This is a genomic window from Bradyrhizobium sp. WSM4874, from assembly GCF_055811835.1.
The window spans coordinates 51,232-65,399 of record NZ_JBVVPR010000031.1 but is presented as its reverse complement, the minus strand read 5'-3'; the positions used below and the strand labels follow the sequence as shown (position 1 = coordinate 65,399).

Here is a 14,168-nt window from a genome sequence, read left to right as displayed (position 1 = left end):
CACCCCACCCCACCCCACCCGCGCGCAGATCGAACTGCCGATGGTTCTGGATTGCCTGAGCGATCCGATCCGATTGGCGATCGTGTACCAGCTCGCTCAGCAGGAACGTGTCAGCGGCGAGCTGTGCTGTGGCGATTTCAACGGGCTCAGCGGCAAGTCGAATCTGGCCTATCACTTCGCCAAGCTGCGCGAATGCGGCCTGATGCAGACCCGCGTTGCCGGCACTAACCGCTTCGTGCGGCTGCGCCGCGCAGATCTGGACGCACGCTTTCCGGGCCTGCTCGATGCCGTCATCACCTCCGCAGCAAAGGACGCCGACCGGCTGCGGCTTGTGTCGGAAGGTGAAGTGGTTGAGACGGAGTGAGGATTGAGCGGCTTGCGTGGCCCCGCCACGCGTAGCCCCGTGAGGGGCGAAGCGTGGAGACCCGGCCTGGATTTGAACCAGGATAAAGAGCGATGCATCGCCCTCGCGTAGACACTTCCGCCACCGGGCCGCGGCGATCATTGCCGATCGGGGTGCGACAAGCCACCTCAGGCAGACGTTATGCTTAACGAACCCAGGAAGCTTACCGAACCCAAGAAACTTACCGAACTAACGGCGGCCGCGCGACGAAGGTCATGCGCCACCGATTGTGGCCGATATTGCGATGAGCGCGCTGGACTGCGAAGCCGGCTGCCTTGAGCCTGGCGGTGATCTCCGCCTCACTGTAGCGCTGCAGTCCGATGCGCGTGCGCAGGTGACGGTAATCCGACAGCGCGGTGCTGATCAGCCCGATCAGCGCATCTTTCAAAAAGCCGTGACGCAGGCCGAAGCTGAGCAGCGCCGTGACGTCCCTGAACATGCCGACATTGGGCTGGAGGATGTCGCCGAGCACCAGCTTCCCGGAGGGTTTCAGGATGCGGCGGAAATTGAGGAGCGCGGTGTCGAGCTCGTCCGGCGTCATGTATTGCGCGACCGAGTTCATCACGACGAGATCGATCGACTGCTCCTGCATGTTGTGGACGTCGTCGAGCGAGCGGACGCGGATTTTCGTGTTCGGGGCAAACCGGGCGATCAACCGGCCGCGCACGCCGGGCGCGGGCTCGGCGAGGATCAGCTTGCCGCAAGCCGCCGCGACCTGGCTCGCCGACAGCGCCTCGCCGCAGGCATAGTCGAGCACGGTCGCCTCGGGCGAGGAGATGTAGCCGATGATGTCCCGCGCGATGATCTGAAAGTGCAAGTCGCGATGCAGCTTGCTGACATAGATCGTATGCGTCGAGTCGTAGTAATCGATCCAATCGTCCATGGTATCCGAGGGCCCCGGCCAAACGGTTCCGCTGAAGGAACCGGCGCTGCCCGCCTGCGTTAGGGGTGCGGCGGCGCGCCGTCAATGTCCGCGTCCTAACAGGAAGGTTTCTCGTGAGCAAAGCCCCACAAAAGGTCTCGCCCGACCTCGACACCCCCACCGATCTGTCGTCCCAGGCGGTCAACAAGGTTTCGGAGGCACTCAACGTGCTCCTGGCCGATGCGTTCGCGCTTTATCTCAAGACCAAGAATTTTCACTGGCACATCAGCGGCCGGCATTTCCGCGACTATCATCTGCTGCTTGACGAACAGTCCGACCAGATATTCGCCACCACCGACCAGCTCGCCGAGCGCGTCCGCAAGATCGGCGGCACCACGCTGAAGTCGATCGGGCAGATCGCCAAGCTCCAGACCATCAAGGACAACAACGAGGACTACGTCCCGCCGCGTGAGATGCTGCGCGAGCTGATGCAGGACAACAAGCATGTCGCCGCCGCAATGCGCAAGGCGCACGACGTGTGCGACGAGGCCGGCGACGTCGCCAGCGCCAGCATCCTCGAGAACTTCATCGACGAGACGGAGCGCCGCACCTGGTTTTTGTTCGAAGCCACAAGACAGGAAGGTGCGAACGAGGCGTAGGATAGGTCGTAGGGTGGATTAGCCGCAGGCGTAATCCACCACGTCTGCCTCCGCGGAAACAGAAGAGGTGGGTTACGCTTCGCTAACCCACCCTACATCACCTTGCTTGCAGCTACCGCCACAACCGCATCAACGCCCCGTCCTTCCCCGTCACCGGATCGGCCGGCGGCAGCGCGACGTTTGGAATCGTCTTCAGCGCCTTGGCGTGGTTCTCCGGCGTTGCCCGGGTGACCTCCATCTTCGCGCCCGGCGGATAAGCGCCGATCACGCAGAAATCCTCGCTGGCCTTGATGCGTTGGTGACCTGTGCCGGCGGGCAGGATCGCGACGTCGCCGGCCTTGATCTCCAGCTCCTGGCCATGGTCGCCGCCGAAGCGCACGCGCGCGCTGCCACGCGCAACGCCGAGCACCTCGTGCACCGTCGCGTGATAATGCAGATAGTCGAAGACGCCATTGCGCCACGTGCCGCCCCAGCCGTTCGCTTCGAACAAGCGTTCGATCGTCTCTTCCGGCTGTCTGGAATCGAGCTTCACCGCGGCCTGGTAGACCAGGAAGGGGAGGATATTGTTCGGCACGAGCCCGTCATCCTCAAATACGATGGCGAGCGGCTCGGCATTGTCGCGGACGACGAACATGGCGGGCTCCTGCGTGAGCGTAGCAGGGATCAACGAAGGGAGCTAAGCGGCGTTCCTCGTGCGCTGTCATTCCAGGTTCGCGCTGCGCTTCGCCCCGGAACGACAAGAGCCCGGGAGAAAGCCCGGGCTCGATGTCGTCAAAGCAGTTGCAGGAGTGCGCGCGATTTACGCGCTCTTCTTCTGCCGCATCAGGTCGGCAAAACGCTGGAACAGATAGTGCGAGTCGCGCGGACCCGGCGAGGCCTCGGGGTGGTACTGCACCGAGAACACCGGCTTGCCGTCGAGCTGGATGCCGCAATTCGAGCCGTCGAACAGCGAGATGTGGGTCTGCGTCGCGCCGGTCGGAAGGGTGCTCTCGTCCACTGCAAAGCCGTGGTTCATCGAGGTGATCTCGACCTTGCCGGTGGTCTCGTCCTTGACGGGATGATTGGCGCCGTGATGGCCCTGGTGCATCTTCTTCGTCTTGGCGCCGACCGCGAGGCCGAGCATCTGATGGCCGAGACAGATTCCGAATGTCGGCGTGCCCGACTTGATCACGTCCTGGATCACGGGCACGGCATATTTGCCGGTCGCGGCCGGATCGCCGGGACCGTTCGACAGGAACACGCCGTCCGGCTTCATCGCCAGGATGTCCTCGGATGACGTCGTTGCCGGCACCACCGTCACCTTGCAGCCGACGCCGGCGAGCAGGCGCAGAATGTTGCGCTTGATGCCGTAATCGATGGCGACCACGTTGAACTCAGGCTTGTCCTGACGGCCAAAGCCCTTGTCCCACAGCCATGGCGTCTCGTCCCACGTGAAGCGCTGGCCGGAAGTGACCATCGGCACGAGGTCCATGCCCTCGAGCCCCGGCCATTCGCGCGCTTCTTCCTTCAGGCCGTGCAAATCGAACTCGCCGTCTTTGGCGTGCGCGATCACGGCGTTGGGCATGCCCTTGTTGCGGATCATCGCGGTCAGCGCACGGGTGTCGATGCCCGAGAGGCCGATGATGCCGCGGGCCTTCAGCCACTGGTCGAGGTGCTTGGTGGCGCGGTAGTTCGAGGGATCGGTGATCGCGGTGCGCAGGATCACACCGCGCGCGCCGGGCGTCGCGGCCATGTTCACCGTCTCGATGTCGTCGTCGTTGGTGCCGACATTGCCAATATGCGGGAAGGTGAAGGTGATGAGCTGGCCGGCATAGGAGGGATCGGTGAGGATTTCCTCATAGCCGGTCATCGCGGTGTTGAAGCAGACCTCACCGACGGCTTGGCCTTCGGCGCCGAGGCCAAAGCCTTCCAGCACCGTGCCATCGGCAAGCACCAACAGCGCGGTCGGTTTGTGGTCCGGCCAGGCAGGATCGTTGTCATGTTGTGTCATGAGCCCGGTTCATAGTCTCCGCGGGCGCCGACGTCAAAGCGGAGATGCGCCGATTCACATGCGTTTTTGCATATTTGACAGGTCGCCTTGGGCCCCTAAGCTCGGTGGCATAATTTCCGGCAAATTCCGGGGCTTGGGAGGCAATAATGGACCAGACGACGCCGATTCTGCTGGTTCCGGGATTAGCCTCCTCGGCCCGGATCTACGCGCCGGTCGTCCCGGCGCTCTGGCGGTTCGGCCCGGTGATGGTCGCCAACCATATTCGCGACGACAACATGGCGGCGATTGCGCGGCGGGTGCTGAGCGAGGGGCCGCCGCGCTTCGCGCTCGCCGGCCATTCCATGGGTGGCTACATCGCGCTCGAGATCATGCGCCAGGCGCCCGAGCGGGTGGCAAAGCTGGCGCTGATCAACACCCAAGCCCGGCCCGACACGGCGGAGGCGACCGCGCGTCGCCGCGGTCTGATGGAGCGGGCCCGGCGCGGCGAGCTCCGTGCGGCGCGCGAGGAGATGTTTCCCGAACTGGTGCATCCCTCGCGCCGCGACGATGCCGGCATTCGCCAGCTCGTACACGAGCAGGGCGATGACGTAGGCGTCGAAGGCTATCTGCGACAGCAGACCGCGATCATCGCGCGGATAGATTCACGGCCGACGCTTGCGACGATCAAATGCCCGACGCTGGTGCTGACGGGCGATGCGGACAATACGATTCCCAACGCATTCTCGAAGGAGATGGCCGAGGGCATTGCCGGCGCAAGGCTCGTCGTTTTGGAGAATTGCGGACATCTGCCGCAGCCGGAGCAGCCCGCGGCGACGGTGCGGGCGCTGGACGAATGGCTGGGAACCCCGGTTGTCTCAGGGCCGCGAACGGCCTAGATCAGGCCTCGGATATTCTAGGGGAGCACGACCATGCTGCGCGACGACATCAACAATGCGGTCAAGGAGGCCATGAAGGCCAAGGAAGAGCGCAAGCTGTCCACTCTGCGCATGGTCAACTCGACCATCAAGAACGCCGACATCGAGGCGCGCGGCAGTGGCAAGCCGCCGCTCACGGACGCGGATCTGCTAGGCGTGTTTCAGAAGATGATCAAGCAGCGCCAGGAGTCGGTGGAGCTCTACGAGAAGGGCGGCCGTGCCGAGCTCGCCGCGCAGGAGCGCGAGGAGATCGCGGTGATCTCTGCGTATCTGCCGAAGCAGATGTCGGACGACGACGTCAAGAAGGCGATCTCGGACGCGATCGCCGAGACCGGCGCCGCCGGCATGAAGGACATGGGCAAGGTGATTGCCGTGCTGAAGACGAAGTACGCCGGCCAGATGGATTTCGGCAAGGCTTCCGGTTTGGTGAAGGCTGCTCTGACGGGCTAGACGGCCGCGCCGCAAGATTTGCCAAGAGCTGACAGACTATCATCCCGTCATGCCCGGCCTTGTGCCGGGCATCCACGTTCTTCAAAATGGAGAGAAAGAACGTGGATGGCCGGGACGAGCCCGGCCATGACGAGAACCTCCGATGAGCAGGGCTTCTCCCATGACTGCCATAAAGCCATTCCGCATCGCCATCAGCGACGACATCCTCACCGACCTCAAGTCGCGCCTCGCTCGCACGCGCTGGCCGGAGGCGGAGCTCGTCTCCGACTGGAGCCAGGGTGCGCCGCTGGCATGGATCCAGGAGATATGCACCTACTGGGCTGAGGGCTACGACTGGCGCGCGCGCGAAGCAAAACTCAATCGCTTCGAGCAGTTCACCACCGAGATCGACGGGCTCGACATTCACTTCCTGCATGCGCGCTCGCAGGAGCTGTCGGCGCTGCCGCTGATCATCACCCATGGCTGGCCCGGCTCGATCGTCGAATTCCAGAAGGTGATCGCGCCGCTGGTCGATCCTGCCGCGCACGGCGGCGATCCTGCCGATGCCTTCCACGTCGTCTGTCCGTCGCTGCCGGGTTTTGGGTTCTCCGGCAAGCCGAACACCACCGGCTGGGGCGTCGATCGTATCGCCGCGACCTGGGCCAGGCTGATGGACCGACTCGGTTATATCAGGTATGGCGCGCAGGGCGGCGACTGGGGCTCGGCGGTAACGACCTCGCTCGGCATGCAGGACGCCGAGCATTGCGCCGGCATCCACATTACGCTCGCCTTCAACGCAGCACCGAAGGTCGAGGGCGAACCGACGCCGGAAGAGAAGCGCGCGCTCGCCGGCCTCAAGCATTACGTCGACCTCGATTCCGGCTATTCGAAGCAGCAATCGACGCGGCCGCAGACACTCGGCTACGGCTTGACGGATTCACCGAGCGGGCAGGCGGCCTGGATTCTCGAAAAAATCTGGGCGTGGACCGATTGCAACGGTCATCCCGAAAACATCTTCACCAAGGACGAGCTGCTCGACAACGTCATGCTCTACTGGGCGACGGAGACGGCGACCTCGTCCGCGCGGCTCTATTGGGAAAGCTTTGGCAAGCGCCGGACCACGCCGGTCGTCAAGGTGCCGACGGGCGTCGCTGTCTTCCCCAAGGAGATCATCACGCCGGTGCGGCGCTGGATGGAGCCGAACTTCCACAACATCACGCATTGGAGCGAGATGGAGAAGGGCGGGCATTTCGCCGCATTCGAGCAGCCGGAGCTGTTCGTGCGCGATGTCCGCAAGTTCTTCTCGACGGTGCGCTGAAACGCAATCTGCGTCATGCCCGGGCTTGTCCCGGGCATCCACGTCTTTAAACTGAGGCCAAACAAGAACGTGGATGGCCGGGACAAGCCCGGCCATGACGCCGCCGGGAAACGACCATGCTCACCGAAGCCAGCACCTACGACGAACTCTATGGCAATTTCCGCTGGGAGGTCCCGGCGCGCTTCAACATGGCGGAGGCCTGCTGCGATCGCCATGCTGACGGCACTGGCCGGTTGGCGCTGGTCTATGTCGACGAGAACGGCGCCATCACGCGCACATCCTTCGACGAGCTCGCGGAGATGTCGCGCCGCTTCGCCAATGTGCTGAAGGCGGATGGTCTTGCCCGCGGCGACCGCGTCGCGGTGTTCCTGTCGCAGTCGCTGGAGCTGCCGATCGCACACATGGCGGCGTTCCGTTCGGCGATGATCTCCATTCCGCTGTTCGCATTGTTCGGCGAAGACGCGCTGGAATTCCGTCTGTCGAACTCGCAGGCCAAGGCGATCGTCACCGACGAGGGTGGCTGGGAGAAGCTTTCGAAGATTCGCGACCGCCTGCCGGAGCTGAAGAATGTCTACATCGTTGGCGAACGAACGCCGACGGGCACGACATCGTTCTGGAATTCGGTCAAGGCTGCATCGCCCGACTTCATGCTGGTGGACACGTCTCCGGACGATCCCGCGCTGATCATCTACACCTCGGGCACGACAGGCAATCCGAAGGGCGCGCTGCACGCGCATCGCGTCGTGCTCGGACATCTCCCCAATGTCGAGATGTGCCACAACTTCCTGCCGCGCCCCGGCGATCTGATGTGGACGCCGGCGGACTGGGCCTGGATCGGCGGCCTCATCAACGGCCTGTTCGCGTTCTGGTATCACGGCATCCCCCTGGTCGGTCACCGCGCGCGAAAGTTCGAACCGCAAGCCGCGATGCAGATGATGGCCGATCTCGGCGTGCGCAATGTCTTCCTGCCGCCGACCGCGCTGAAGCTGATGCGACAGGCCGGGGTGACGCATCCGGGCGTCAGGCTGCGCAGCATCTTTACCGGCGGCGAGTCCCTCGGCGGCGAGATGCTCGGCTGGGTGCGCGAGACTTTCGGCATCGACGCGCATGAGGTGTTTGGCCAGACCGAATGCAATCTCGTGATCGGCAGCAACGCGAATCTGTTTCCGATCCGCCCCGGTTCGATGGGCAAGGCGACGCCGGGTTTCGATGTCCGCATCGTCAACGACAGAGGCGAGGAGCAGCCGCGTGGCCAGCGCGGCATCATCGGCGTGCGCCAGCCATGTCCTTGCACGATGCTCGAATACTGGCGCAATCCGGAGGCCACGGCGAAGAAATATGCCGGCGAGTTCCTGCTCACCGGCGATCTCGGCGTGCAGGATGAAGACGGTTACTTCTGGTACGTCAGCCGCGAGGACGACGTCATCACCACGGCCGGGTATCGCGTCGGCCCATCCGAGATCGAGCACACGCTGATGAAGCATCCGGCGGTCGCGATGGCGGCAGTGGTCGGCATTCCCGATCCGATCCGCACCGAATCGATCAAGGCCTGGATCGTGCTGCGCCCGGGCTTTGTCGCCGGCGACGCACTCGCGCGCGAGATCCAGGAATTCGTCAAGGTGCAACTCGCCGCCCACGAATATCCAAGATTCGTGGAGTTCGCGGAGACACTGCCGATGACCGCCACCGGAAAGGTGCTGCGGCGCGAGCTGCGGACGAGGGGTTAGCTTCCTGCAATGGCAAAGACGTCTCAAGCCGCGGGGCTTCACCGCGCCTCACTTGCGAAGCTGCACGATCTCGATGCGGCGCTGGAGCTCATGTGTTACGGCTGGCGCGGGATGACACTCGAAGCCGATGCGTTTCTCGCCAAGCAGGGACTGTCGCGCCCGCACCATCGCATTCTCTACGTGGTCGCGCGCCGGCCCGATATCGCGATCGGCTCGCTGATCGAGATCCTCGGCATTTCCAAGCAGGGCCTGAACCGGCCGCTCAATTTGTTGCTGGAGCGCAAGCTCCTGACCTCGAAACGCTCGCCCGAGCAGCATCGCTCGAAGCTGCTGCGCCTGACCGCCGCGGGGCAGCGCATCGAGCAGCGTGCATCGGACCACGAGCGCAAGGTGCTGCGCGAGGCGTTCGATCGCGTCGGAGCGACAGGTGCGGCTGCGTGGATGGGCGTCATGGAGGCGATCGCCGACACCAACTGACAATTCCTGAAGTCAACATAGTTGACATGAGGAGCGCGCTTTGCCACTTTCCTGGCCAGCGAGCCGAGGGAGGGCTCCGCCATGCGTCTTTCGGATATCGTCCTGCTCCTCAACGCGCTCTGGTTCGGCGGCGCCTTCATCCAGTTCAGCATTGCGCAAGCCAACACGCTGAAGATTCTGGTGCCGCGGGAAGAGCGCGCCAATCCGATCGCGCCGACATTGTCGGCCAGCGTGGCATTCCTCGGCGGCATCAATCTGCCGATCGGCCTTCTGTCGCTCTATCTTCTGGCAGCCCGTCCGGTTTTCTTCCAGCCGGTCGAAGCGCAGCTGGCGCTGTTCCTGTTCTTTGCCGCCTGCCATTTCAGCCAGTTCGCCTACAACCTTCCGGTCCTGCTGCGCGGAGGACGCGTCGGGGGGGCTTGCTGGCCCGTGTTGAAGGGCCCGATGCTCAGGATCTTCGTCATCGACGCGGTCTTGTTCGTGGCCAATCTGGGTGCGGCGCTTCTCCTCGCGTCGCGCTCCTGACTACCGCGACGGCTTCGACAGCGCGGATCGCAGCATCGCGGCGAGGTCTCGCCGCCGGAACGGCTTGGTCAGGATGCGGGCATCGCCGATCCCGTCGGGCGCCTTGACCGGATTTTGGCTGTAGCCGGAAGTGAAGAGCACCTTGAGCCCGGGCCGCAGCTGGATCGCTTGCCTGGCTAGCTCCGGCCCGAACATGCCGCCGGGCATCACGACGTCGGTGAACAGCAGGTCGATGTCCCCGGGCTGGCGCAACAAGTCGAGCGCCTCCGGGCCGCTCGCCGCCGTGATGACGCGGTAGCCGAGGGTCTTCAGCTCGCTTTCGACATAGGTCCGAACCATGTCGTTATCCTCGACGACGAGAATGGTCTCGTTTCCTTCGCGCGTGACGATCCCTTCGGCGGGTGAGAGATCCTCGTTCAGCGGCGTGGCCAGGCGGGGGAAGTACAGCCTGACGGTGCTGCCTTGTCTCGGCGCGGACTGCATCTGCACCAATCCGCCGGACTGCCGCACAAACCCGTAGACCATGCTCAGGCCGAGCCCGGTCCCCTTGCCGACCTCCTTGGTGGTGAAGAACGGCTCGAACGCCCGGCTCGCCACCTCGGCGGTCATGCCGCTGCCGGTGTCGGTCACGGCCACCATGACATAGTCGCCCGGTCGCGGCTCGCCGTTGACGTCAAGGTCGGACTCACCGAGCGAAGCGTTGCGCGCCTCGATGGTCAGCCTGCCGCCCAACGGCATGACATCGCGCGCGTTGAGCACGAGATTGAGCAGCGCCGTCGTCAGCTGGCCGGGATCGACGCTGGTCAACCCCACATCCGGTTCGAGCGCGAAGGCGCATTCGATGTGCTCGCCCAGCGGCCGGCGCAACAACGCCTCCATCTCCTGAATCTTCTCGCTGATGTCGATGTCCCGCGGTCTCAGGGGCTGCTTGCGCGCGAAGGCGAGCAGGCTCCGCGTCAGGTCGGAGCCGCGCTCGGCGGCTGTTGCGATGTCGCCGGCGATCCGGTGCAACTCCGTGTTCCCCGCCAGCCTGTCGGCAAGGTGCTCCGAATTGCCGAGAATGACGGTAAGGAGGTTGTTGAAGTCATGTGCCACGCCGCCGGTGAGCTGGCCCATGGCCTCCATCTTCTGGGATTGGCTGAGCTTCTGGTTGAGGTCCGCGATGGCCGCGCGTTGCTGCTCGAGCGACTCGGCCGTGCCATTGAGCAGGGTCATCAATCCGCCCAGCTCGCCGCGCGGATGGGGAGGAGGAATTCGCGCGCTGAGATCGCCGAGCCCGAGTCTCTTCGCCATGTTGGCGAGCCGCCCGACCTGGCGTCCCACGCTCACGGTCGCGAGGATCCATACGCCGGCCAGCAGCAGCAGCAAGGCCACCGCGAGGATCGCCATGTCCTCGTAGAGCCGGCGATTCGCCGCCGCGACCAATCCGTCCTTGGAGCGTCCGACCAGGATATAGAGGCCGGCATCACGGATCGAAGGCGAGTGGGCGACGGCCCAGACCTGCGTGCGGCCGTCGCGATCGGTCACTTCTTGATATGCATCTTGATCGGGAGCCGTCGCGAAGCGGAGCAGGTCGGATCCCGCAATCGACGCGCCCACGGGCGCGGTCCAGCCGGCTGTCGAGGGGGCGACGAGAACGGTGCCCTTGGCGTCGATGAGCAGGATATCCTTCTCGGCGAGCAGCCGCTTGTGGTGAAACTCGGCGAATTTGCGCAGGTTGAATGAGGCGAGCAGCACCAGCTTCAGTGCGCCCGCCTCCGATCGCACCGGATATGCGATCTGGAGCACCGATATTCCGGTCAGCCGGCCGAATACCGGCTCAACCACGACGCTGCGCGAGACCAGGGCCTGCTTGAAATAGGCGCGATCCCTCAGGTCGAGGGTGCGGTTGGTCCGCAGCGAGTCGCAGAACAGGCTGCCGTCCGGATCGATGGTCAGGATTCCCGTGAACTGAGGGTATTCCTCGCGCACATCCGACAGAAACGCCGAGCACGCCGCCTTGTCGCGCGTGTCGAGGTCGCGCGCGCGGGCCAGACCGTAGTGAAGCTGCGCAGTGCCCTGAATCTTCTCGCCCAGATCGCTGGCAATGTCGTCGGCCGAGGCCGCCAGATTGGCCAGGGCGGCGTTGATTTCACTGCTCCGGTTCTGCACGAAACGCAGCCCGACGAGGCTCGCCGGCACCAGCATGGCCGCGATGACGAGTATCAGTAGCCGGGTACGCAAGCTCATCGGTGGGACGGTCCATTCGGGTCATCGCGCGCTCGTTCAAGGACCCAATTTGCGGCACCACCCTCGGCTCAGTCCATAGGCATCGGGCCGAAAAAGTCTCCGACGGGGAAAGATTTCGAGCCGCGTGCAGCACGGATGAGCTCCCGAACGGAGCGACGCCGACGGCGCAGTGGTTTTCCCGGGTCTGCGCCGCGGCTTCGGGATACCGTCGTCCGGCCATCAACTCGCGCGTGCGTGCCGGCTGCGGGGACGCTAAGATCGATGTCAATCCGCGTGCGACGGAGATCGCGCCGGCCAACGAGGAGGAAGCTGATGTCCATTTCGGGCAAGGTCGATCCGGTGGTGCGTCCCGTCGCGGCGACCGACATCGCCGAGGCGCTGGTCGAGGGCCTGCGTGATTTCCAGGCGCTGCCGCTTTACGGCCTCTGCTTCGGTGCGCTCTACGCCGCCGGCGGCATCGCCATCATGCTATGCTTCACCGCGTTCGGCATGGTCTATCTGGTCTATCCGCTGGCCGCCGGCTTCGCGCTGCTCGGGCCATTCGTGGCGATCGGGCTCTACGAAGTCAGCCGCCGTCGCGAGCGCGGCGAGGCCATCTCGCTCGGCGCGATCTGGTCGGCCGTGCGCGCGCGCAGCGAGATCGGCTGGATGGCCTTCGTCACGCTGTTCGTGTTCGTGGTCTGGATGTATCAGGTGCGGCTTCTGATCGCGCTGTTGCTTGGCCTGCATGCCTCGTTCTCGAGCCTACAGGAATTCATGACGGTGGTGCTGACCACGAATGAGGGCTTGCTGTTCCTCGGCATCGGCAACGCGGTCGGCGCGGTGCTGTCGCTGATCCTGTTTTCGCTGACCGTGGTGTCGTTTCCGCTGCTGCTCGACCGCGAGGTCGATTTCGTCACGGCGATGGTGACGAGCGTGCGCGCGGTCGTGGTCAGTCCGCTGCCGATGATTGGCTGGGCCGCGGTGATCGTGATGGTCCTGATCGTCTCGGCGCTGCCGTATTTTCTGGGGCTGGTGGTGGCGCTGCCCGTGCTCGGGCACGCGACCTGGCATCTTTATCGGCGGATCGTGGTGCCGGTGGCGTAACAGCGAGCCGGACGCAACGGCAGCGAGCTATTCGCCCGTTGCCAGCCGGCGCGAGCCGGATGAGGTCAGTTCGAGTTCGCCGAGGCGCCTGATCGCATAACCCAGATTGGTCAGGCGCTCACCGTGCGCTTGCGGAATTTCGCCTTGCGCCTTGCCCTTGCCGATCTCGGCCAACGACGCAAATTCATCGGCGCTGAGCGCAACGCTGCTGTCTGTCATCAGGCAACCTCGTCGGTCCATACCTTGAAATTGACCAGCTTATTCGGACCGAAGGTCTGTGTGATCGGGACGTCCGCGGCATCGCGTCCCTGCGCGATCAGCACGCGGCCGATCCGCGGCGTGTTGTTGCGGGGATCGAACATGTGCCAGCTTCCGCCGAGATAAGCCTCGAACCAGCCGGCGAAATCTCCCACGGCCCAGGGCTTCGGGGTGCCGATGTCGCTGAGATAGCCGGTGCAGTAGCGCGCCGGGATGTTCATGCAGCGGCAGAACGCGATGGCAAGATGGGCATAGTCGCGGCACACACCCTTGCCTTCGTCGTAGGCCTCCCGCGCCGTCTTGGTTGCGCGCGCGTGCTCATAGCCGAAAGCGATGTGACGATGAACGAAATCGCAGATGGCCTGGACCCGCGCCCAGCCCGGCTGGGTGTGCTCGAACAGTTTCCATGCGATATCCGACAGGCGATCGGTCTCGCAGTAGCGACTGCCGAGCAGATAGACGAGCGTGTCGGTCGGCAGCGCCTCGACGGCGTGCTGAGCCGCTTTCGGGAACACTGGATCGGGCAGGCCGCTGTCGCTCACGACGCCGTCGCCGGCAAGGCGAAAGGCGCCGGCCGGCGCCACGATACGGCTGCACCAATTGCCGAAGAGGTCGCGATAGGGAGTGATCGGCACCGAGGGTCTGGTGGTCACCAGGTCGGGCACGATGACATCGGAGGCGCGCGTAAAGTGCGTGCCCAACACCATGATCATAGGCGTGGGCTGCGGGAATTCGTACAGCATCTCAAACCCGACGCGGAGCTTCATACGATTTTCCCTTGGCTAAGCTCCCAACATGGCTACGAAGCCGCCGATCACAAGGCTTCGACGGCTTATTCGATCGCCAACGGCATTTGGCGCTTCAAAAGCGCGGCGCGGGCGAGAAAACGATAGCTAATTGCGGCGATTGCGCGCACGGTGCCGACAACGTCGGAAAGACCTGTCGTCTCTGCGCCTATGCAGCGCCACGACCATTCCCGCGACGTGAAGCGCCTCATTTCCTCGCACCGGCGGAGCCGACTCATCGCGACGTCGCAACAGCGGCGCCTGAAGGTTTCACCGCGATTCGATCATGAGATCGAACGCCAACCGAAAGCACCAGATGCAAGCTCTCTCCCCACGACACGTCAAGACAGAAGAAGCGCTCCGGCTCGGCGTCGAGTCGGGCTGGTACGCGATCAAGGTCAGCGGGACCTTTGTCTCGGGGCCGCACGATTCGGAAGCGGATTGCAGTCGCAAGATCGACGAAATCAATCCGCCGGTGAAGAAGAAGCGATGACGGCGCCGGGTTC

Annotated in this window: 17 protein-coding genes; 10 read left to right on the top strand and 7 right to left on the bottom strand. The window is 64.2% G+C overall.

The features are described from left to right. Positions 1-364, top strand: a 364-nt coding sequence (locus AC0L3P_RS27140; RefSeq protein ID WP_473306624.1) for an ArsR/SmtB family transcription factor, incomplete at its 5' end; no start/stop codon positions are given. Positions 365-584: 220 nt separating this feature from the next. Here the strand turns inward: AC0L3P_RS27140 and AC0L3P_RS27135 are convergent. Then, positions 585-1,286 carry a class I SAM-dependent methyltransferase gene (locus AC0L3P_RS27135; RefSeq protein ID WP_473306622.1) on the bottom strand — a complete coding sequence of 234 codons (702 nt, stop codon included), beginning with the start codon at positions 1,284-1,286 and terminating at the stop codon, positions 585-587. Between the two features lie 113 nt (positions 1,287-1,399). On the opposite strand from AC0L3P_RS27135, the gene AC0L3P_RS27130 reads away from it, so the two are divergent. Next, entirely contained in the window at positions 1,400-1,924 is a 525-nt protein-coding gene (locus tag AC0L3P_RS27130; RefSeq protein WP_275173563.1) for a Dps family protein, read from the top strand. 112 nt (positions 1,925-2,036) lie between these two features. On the opposite strand, the gene AC0L3P_RS27125 is transcribed toward AC0L3P_RS27130, so the two are convergent. Together AC0L3P_RS27125 and carA are read right to left on the bottom strand one after the other, a co-directional pair. Next, the gene (locus tag AC0L3P_RS27125; protein ID WP_473306620.1) at positions 2,037-2,558 is read right to left on the bottom strand and encodes a hypothetical protein; all 522 of its coding nucleotides are present in this window, start codon (positions 2,556-2,558) and stop codon (positions 2,037-2,039) included. Positions 2,559-2,723: 165 nt separating this feature from the next. Further along, positions 2,724-3,914 carry a glutamine-hydrolyzing carbamoyl-phosphate synthase small subunit gene (gene carA, locus AC0L3P_RS27120; RefSeq protein WP_473306616.1) on the bottom strand — a complete coding sequence of 397 codons (1,191 nt, stop codon included), beginning with the start codon at positions 3,912-3,914 and terminating at the stop codon, positions 2,724-2,726. 146 nt (positions 3,915-4,060) lie between these two features. Between carA and AC0L3P_RS27115 the strand changes: the two genes are divergently transcribed. The 6 genes from AC0L3P_RS27115 (at position 4,061) to AC0L3P_RS27090 (ending at position 9,304) form a co-directional block, all read left to right on the top strand. Then, on the top strand, positions 4,061-4,789 hold the full coding sequence (locus AC0L3P_RS27115) for an alpha/beta fold hydrolase (RefSeq protein ID WP_473306611.1): 729 nt from the start codon (positions 4,061-4,063) through the stop codon (positions 4,787-4,789). A 33-nt stretch (positions 4,790-4,822) separates the two neighbouring features. Continuing rightward, on the top strand, positions 4,823-5,278 hold the full coding sequence (locus AC0L3P_RS27110) for a GatB/YqeY domain-containing protein (RefSeq protein WP_275173566.1): 456 nt from the start codon (positions 4,823-4,825) through the stop codon (positions 5,276-5,278). 160 nt (positions 5,279-5,438) lie between these two features. Then, positions 5,439-6,575 carry an epoxide hydrolase family protein gene (locus tag AC0L3P_RS27105; RefSeq protein WP_473306607.1) on the top strand — a complete coding sequence of 379 codons (1,137 nt, stop codon included), beginning with the start codon at positions 5,439-5,441 and terminating at the stop codon, positions 6,573-6,575. 116 nt (positions 6,576-6,691) lie between these two features. Beyond that, a complete protein-coding gene (locus AC0L3P_RS27100) occupies positions 6,692-8,302 on the top strand; it encodes an acyl-CoA synthetase (RefSeq protein WP_473306605.1) in 1,611 nt (536 codons plus the stop codon). Between the two features lie 9 nt (positions 8,303-8,311). Further along, a complete protein-coding gene (locus tag AC0L3P_RS27095; RefSeq protein WP_473306602.1) occupies positions 8,312-8,779 on the top strand; it encodes a MarR family winged helix-turn-helix transcriptional regulator in 468 nt (155 codons plus the stop codon). 81 nt (positions 8,780-8,860) lie between these two features. Then, positions 8,861-9,304 carry a hypothetical protein gene (locus AC0L3P_RS27090; RefSeq protein WP_473306598.1) on the top strand — a complete coding sequence of 148 codons (444 nt, stop codon included), beginning with the start codon at positions 8,861-8,863 and terminating at the stop codon, positions 9,302-9,304. Here AC0L3P_RS27090 and AC0L3P_RS27085 read toward each other — a convergent pair whose 3' ends face one another. Continuing rightward, positions 9,305-11,533: an ATP-binding protein gene (locus tag AC0L3P_RS27085; protein ID WP_473306595.1), complete on the bottom strand. Its 2,229-nt coding sequence runs from the start codon at positions 11,531-11,533 to the stop codon at positions 9,305-9,307. A gap of 312 nt (positions 11,534-11,845) precedes the next feature. On the opposite strand from AC0L3P_RS27085, the gene AC0L3P_RS27080 reads away from it, so the two are divergent. Beyond that, a complete protein-coding gene (locus tag AC0L3P_RS27080; RefSeq protein ID WP_473306592.1) occupies positions 11,846-12,619 on the top strand; it encodes a DUF2189 domain-containing protein in 774 nt (257 codons plus the stop codon). Between the two features lie 27 nt (positions 12,620-12,646). On the opposite strand, the gene AC0L3P_RS27075 is transcribed toward AC0L3P_RS27080, so the two are convergent. The 3 genes from AC0L3P_RS27075 to AC0L3P_RS27065 all read right to left on the bottom strand — a co-directional run bounded on the left by AC0L3P_RS27075 (position 12,647) and on the right by AC0L3P_RS27065 (position 13,874). After that, positions 12,647-12,838, bottom strand: a complete 192-nt coding sequence (locus AC0L3P_RS27075; RefSeq protein WP_473306590.1) for a hypothetical protein — start codon at positions 12,836-12,838, stop codon at positions 12,647-12,649. Next, a complete protein-coding gene (locus AC0L3P_RS27070) occupies positions 12,838-13,644 on the bottom strand; it encodes a transglutaminase-like domain-containing protein (RefSeq protein ID WP_275173573.1) in 807 nt (268 codons plus the stop codon). Before AC0L3P_RS27070 ends, AC0L3P_RS27075 begins: the two co-directional genes overlap by 1 nt. Before the next feature lie 65 nt (positions 13,645-13,709). After that, positions 13,710-13,874: a hypothetical protein gene (locus AC0L3P_RS27065; RefSeq protein WP_473306584.1), complete on the bottom strand. Its 165-nt coding sequence runs from the start codon at positions 13,872-13,874 to the stop codon at positions 13,710-13,712. Between the two features lie 104 nt (positions 13,875-13,978). On the opposite strand from AC0L3P_RS27065, the gene AC0L3P_RS27060 reads away from it, so the two are divergent. After that, positions 13,979-14,155, top strand: a complete 177-nt coding sequence (locus AC0L3P_RS27060) for a hypothetical protein (RefSeq protein WP_245286329.1) — start codon at positions 13,979-13,981, stop codon at positions 14,153-14,155. Positions 14,156-14,168: the final 13 nt, after the last annotated feature.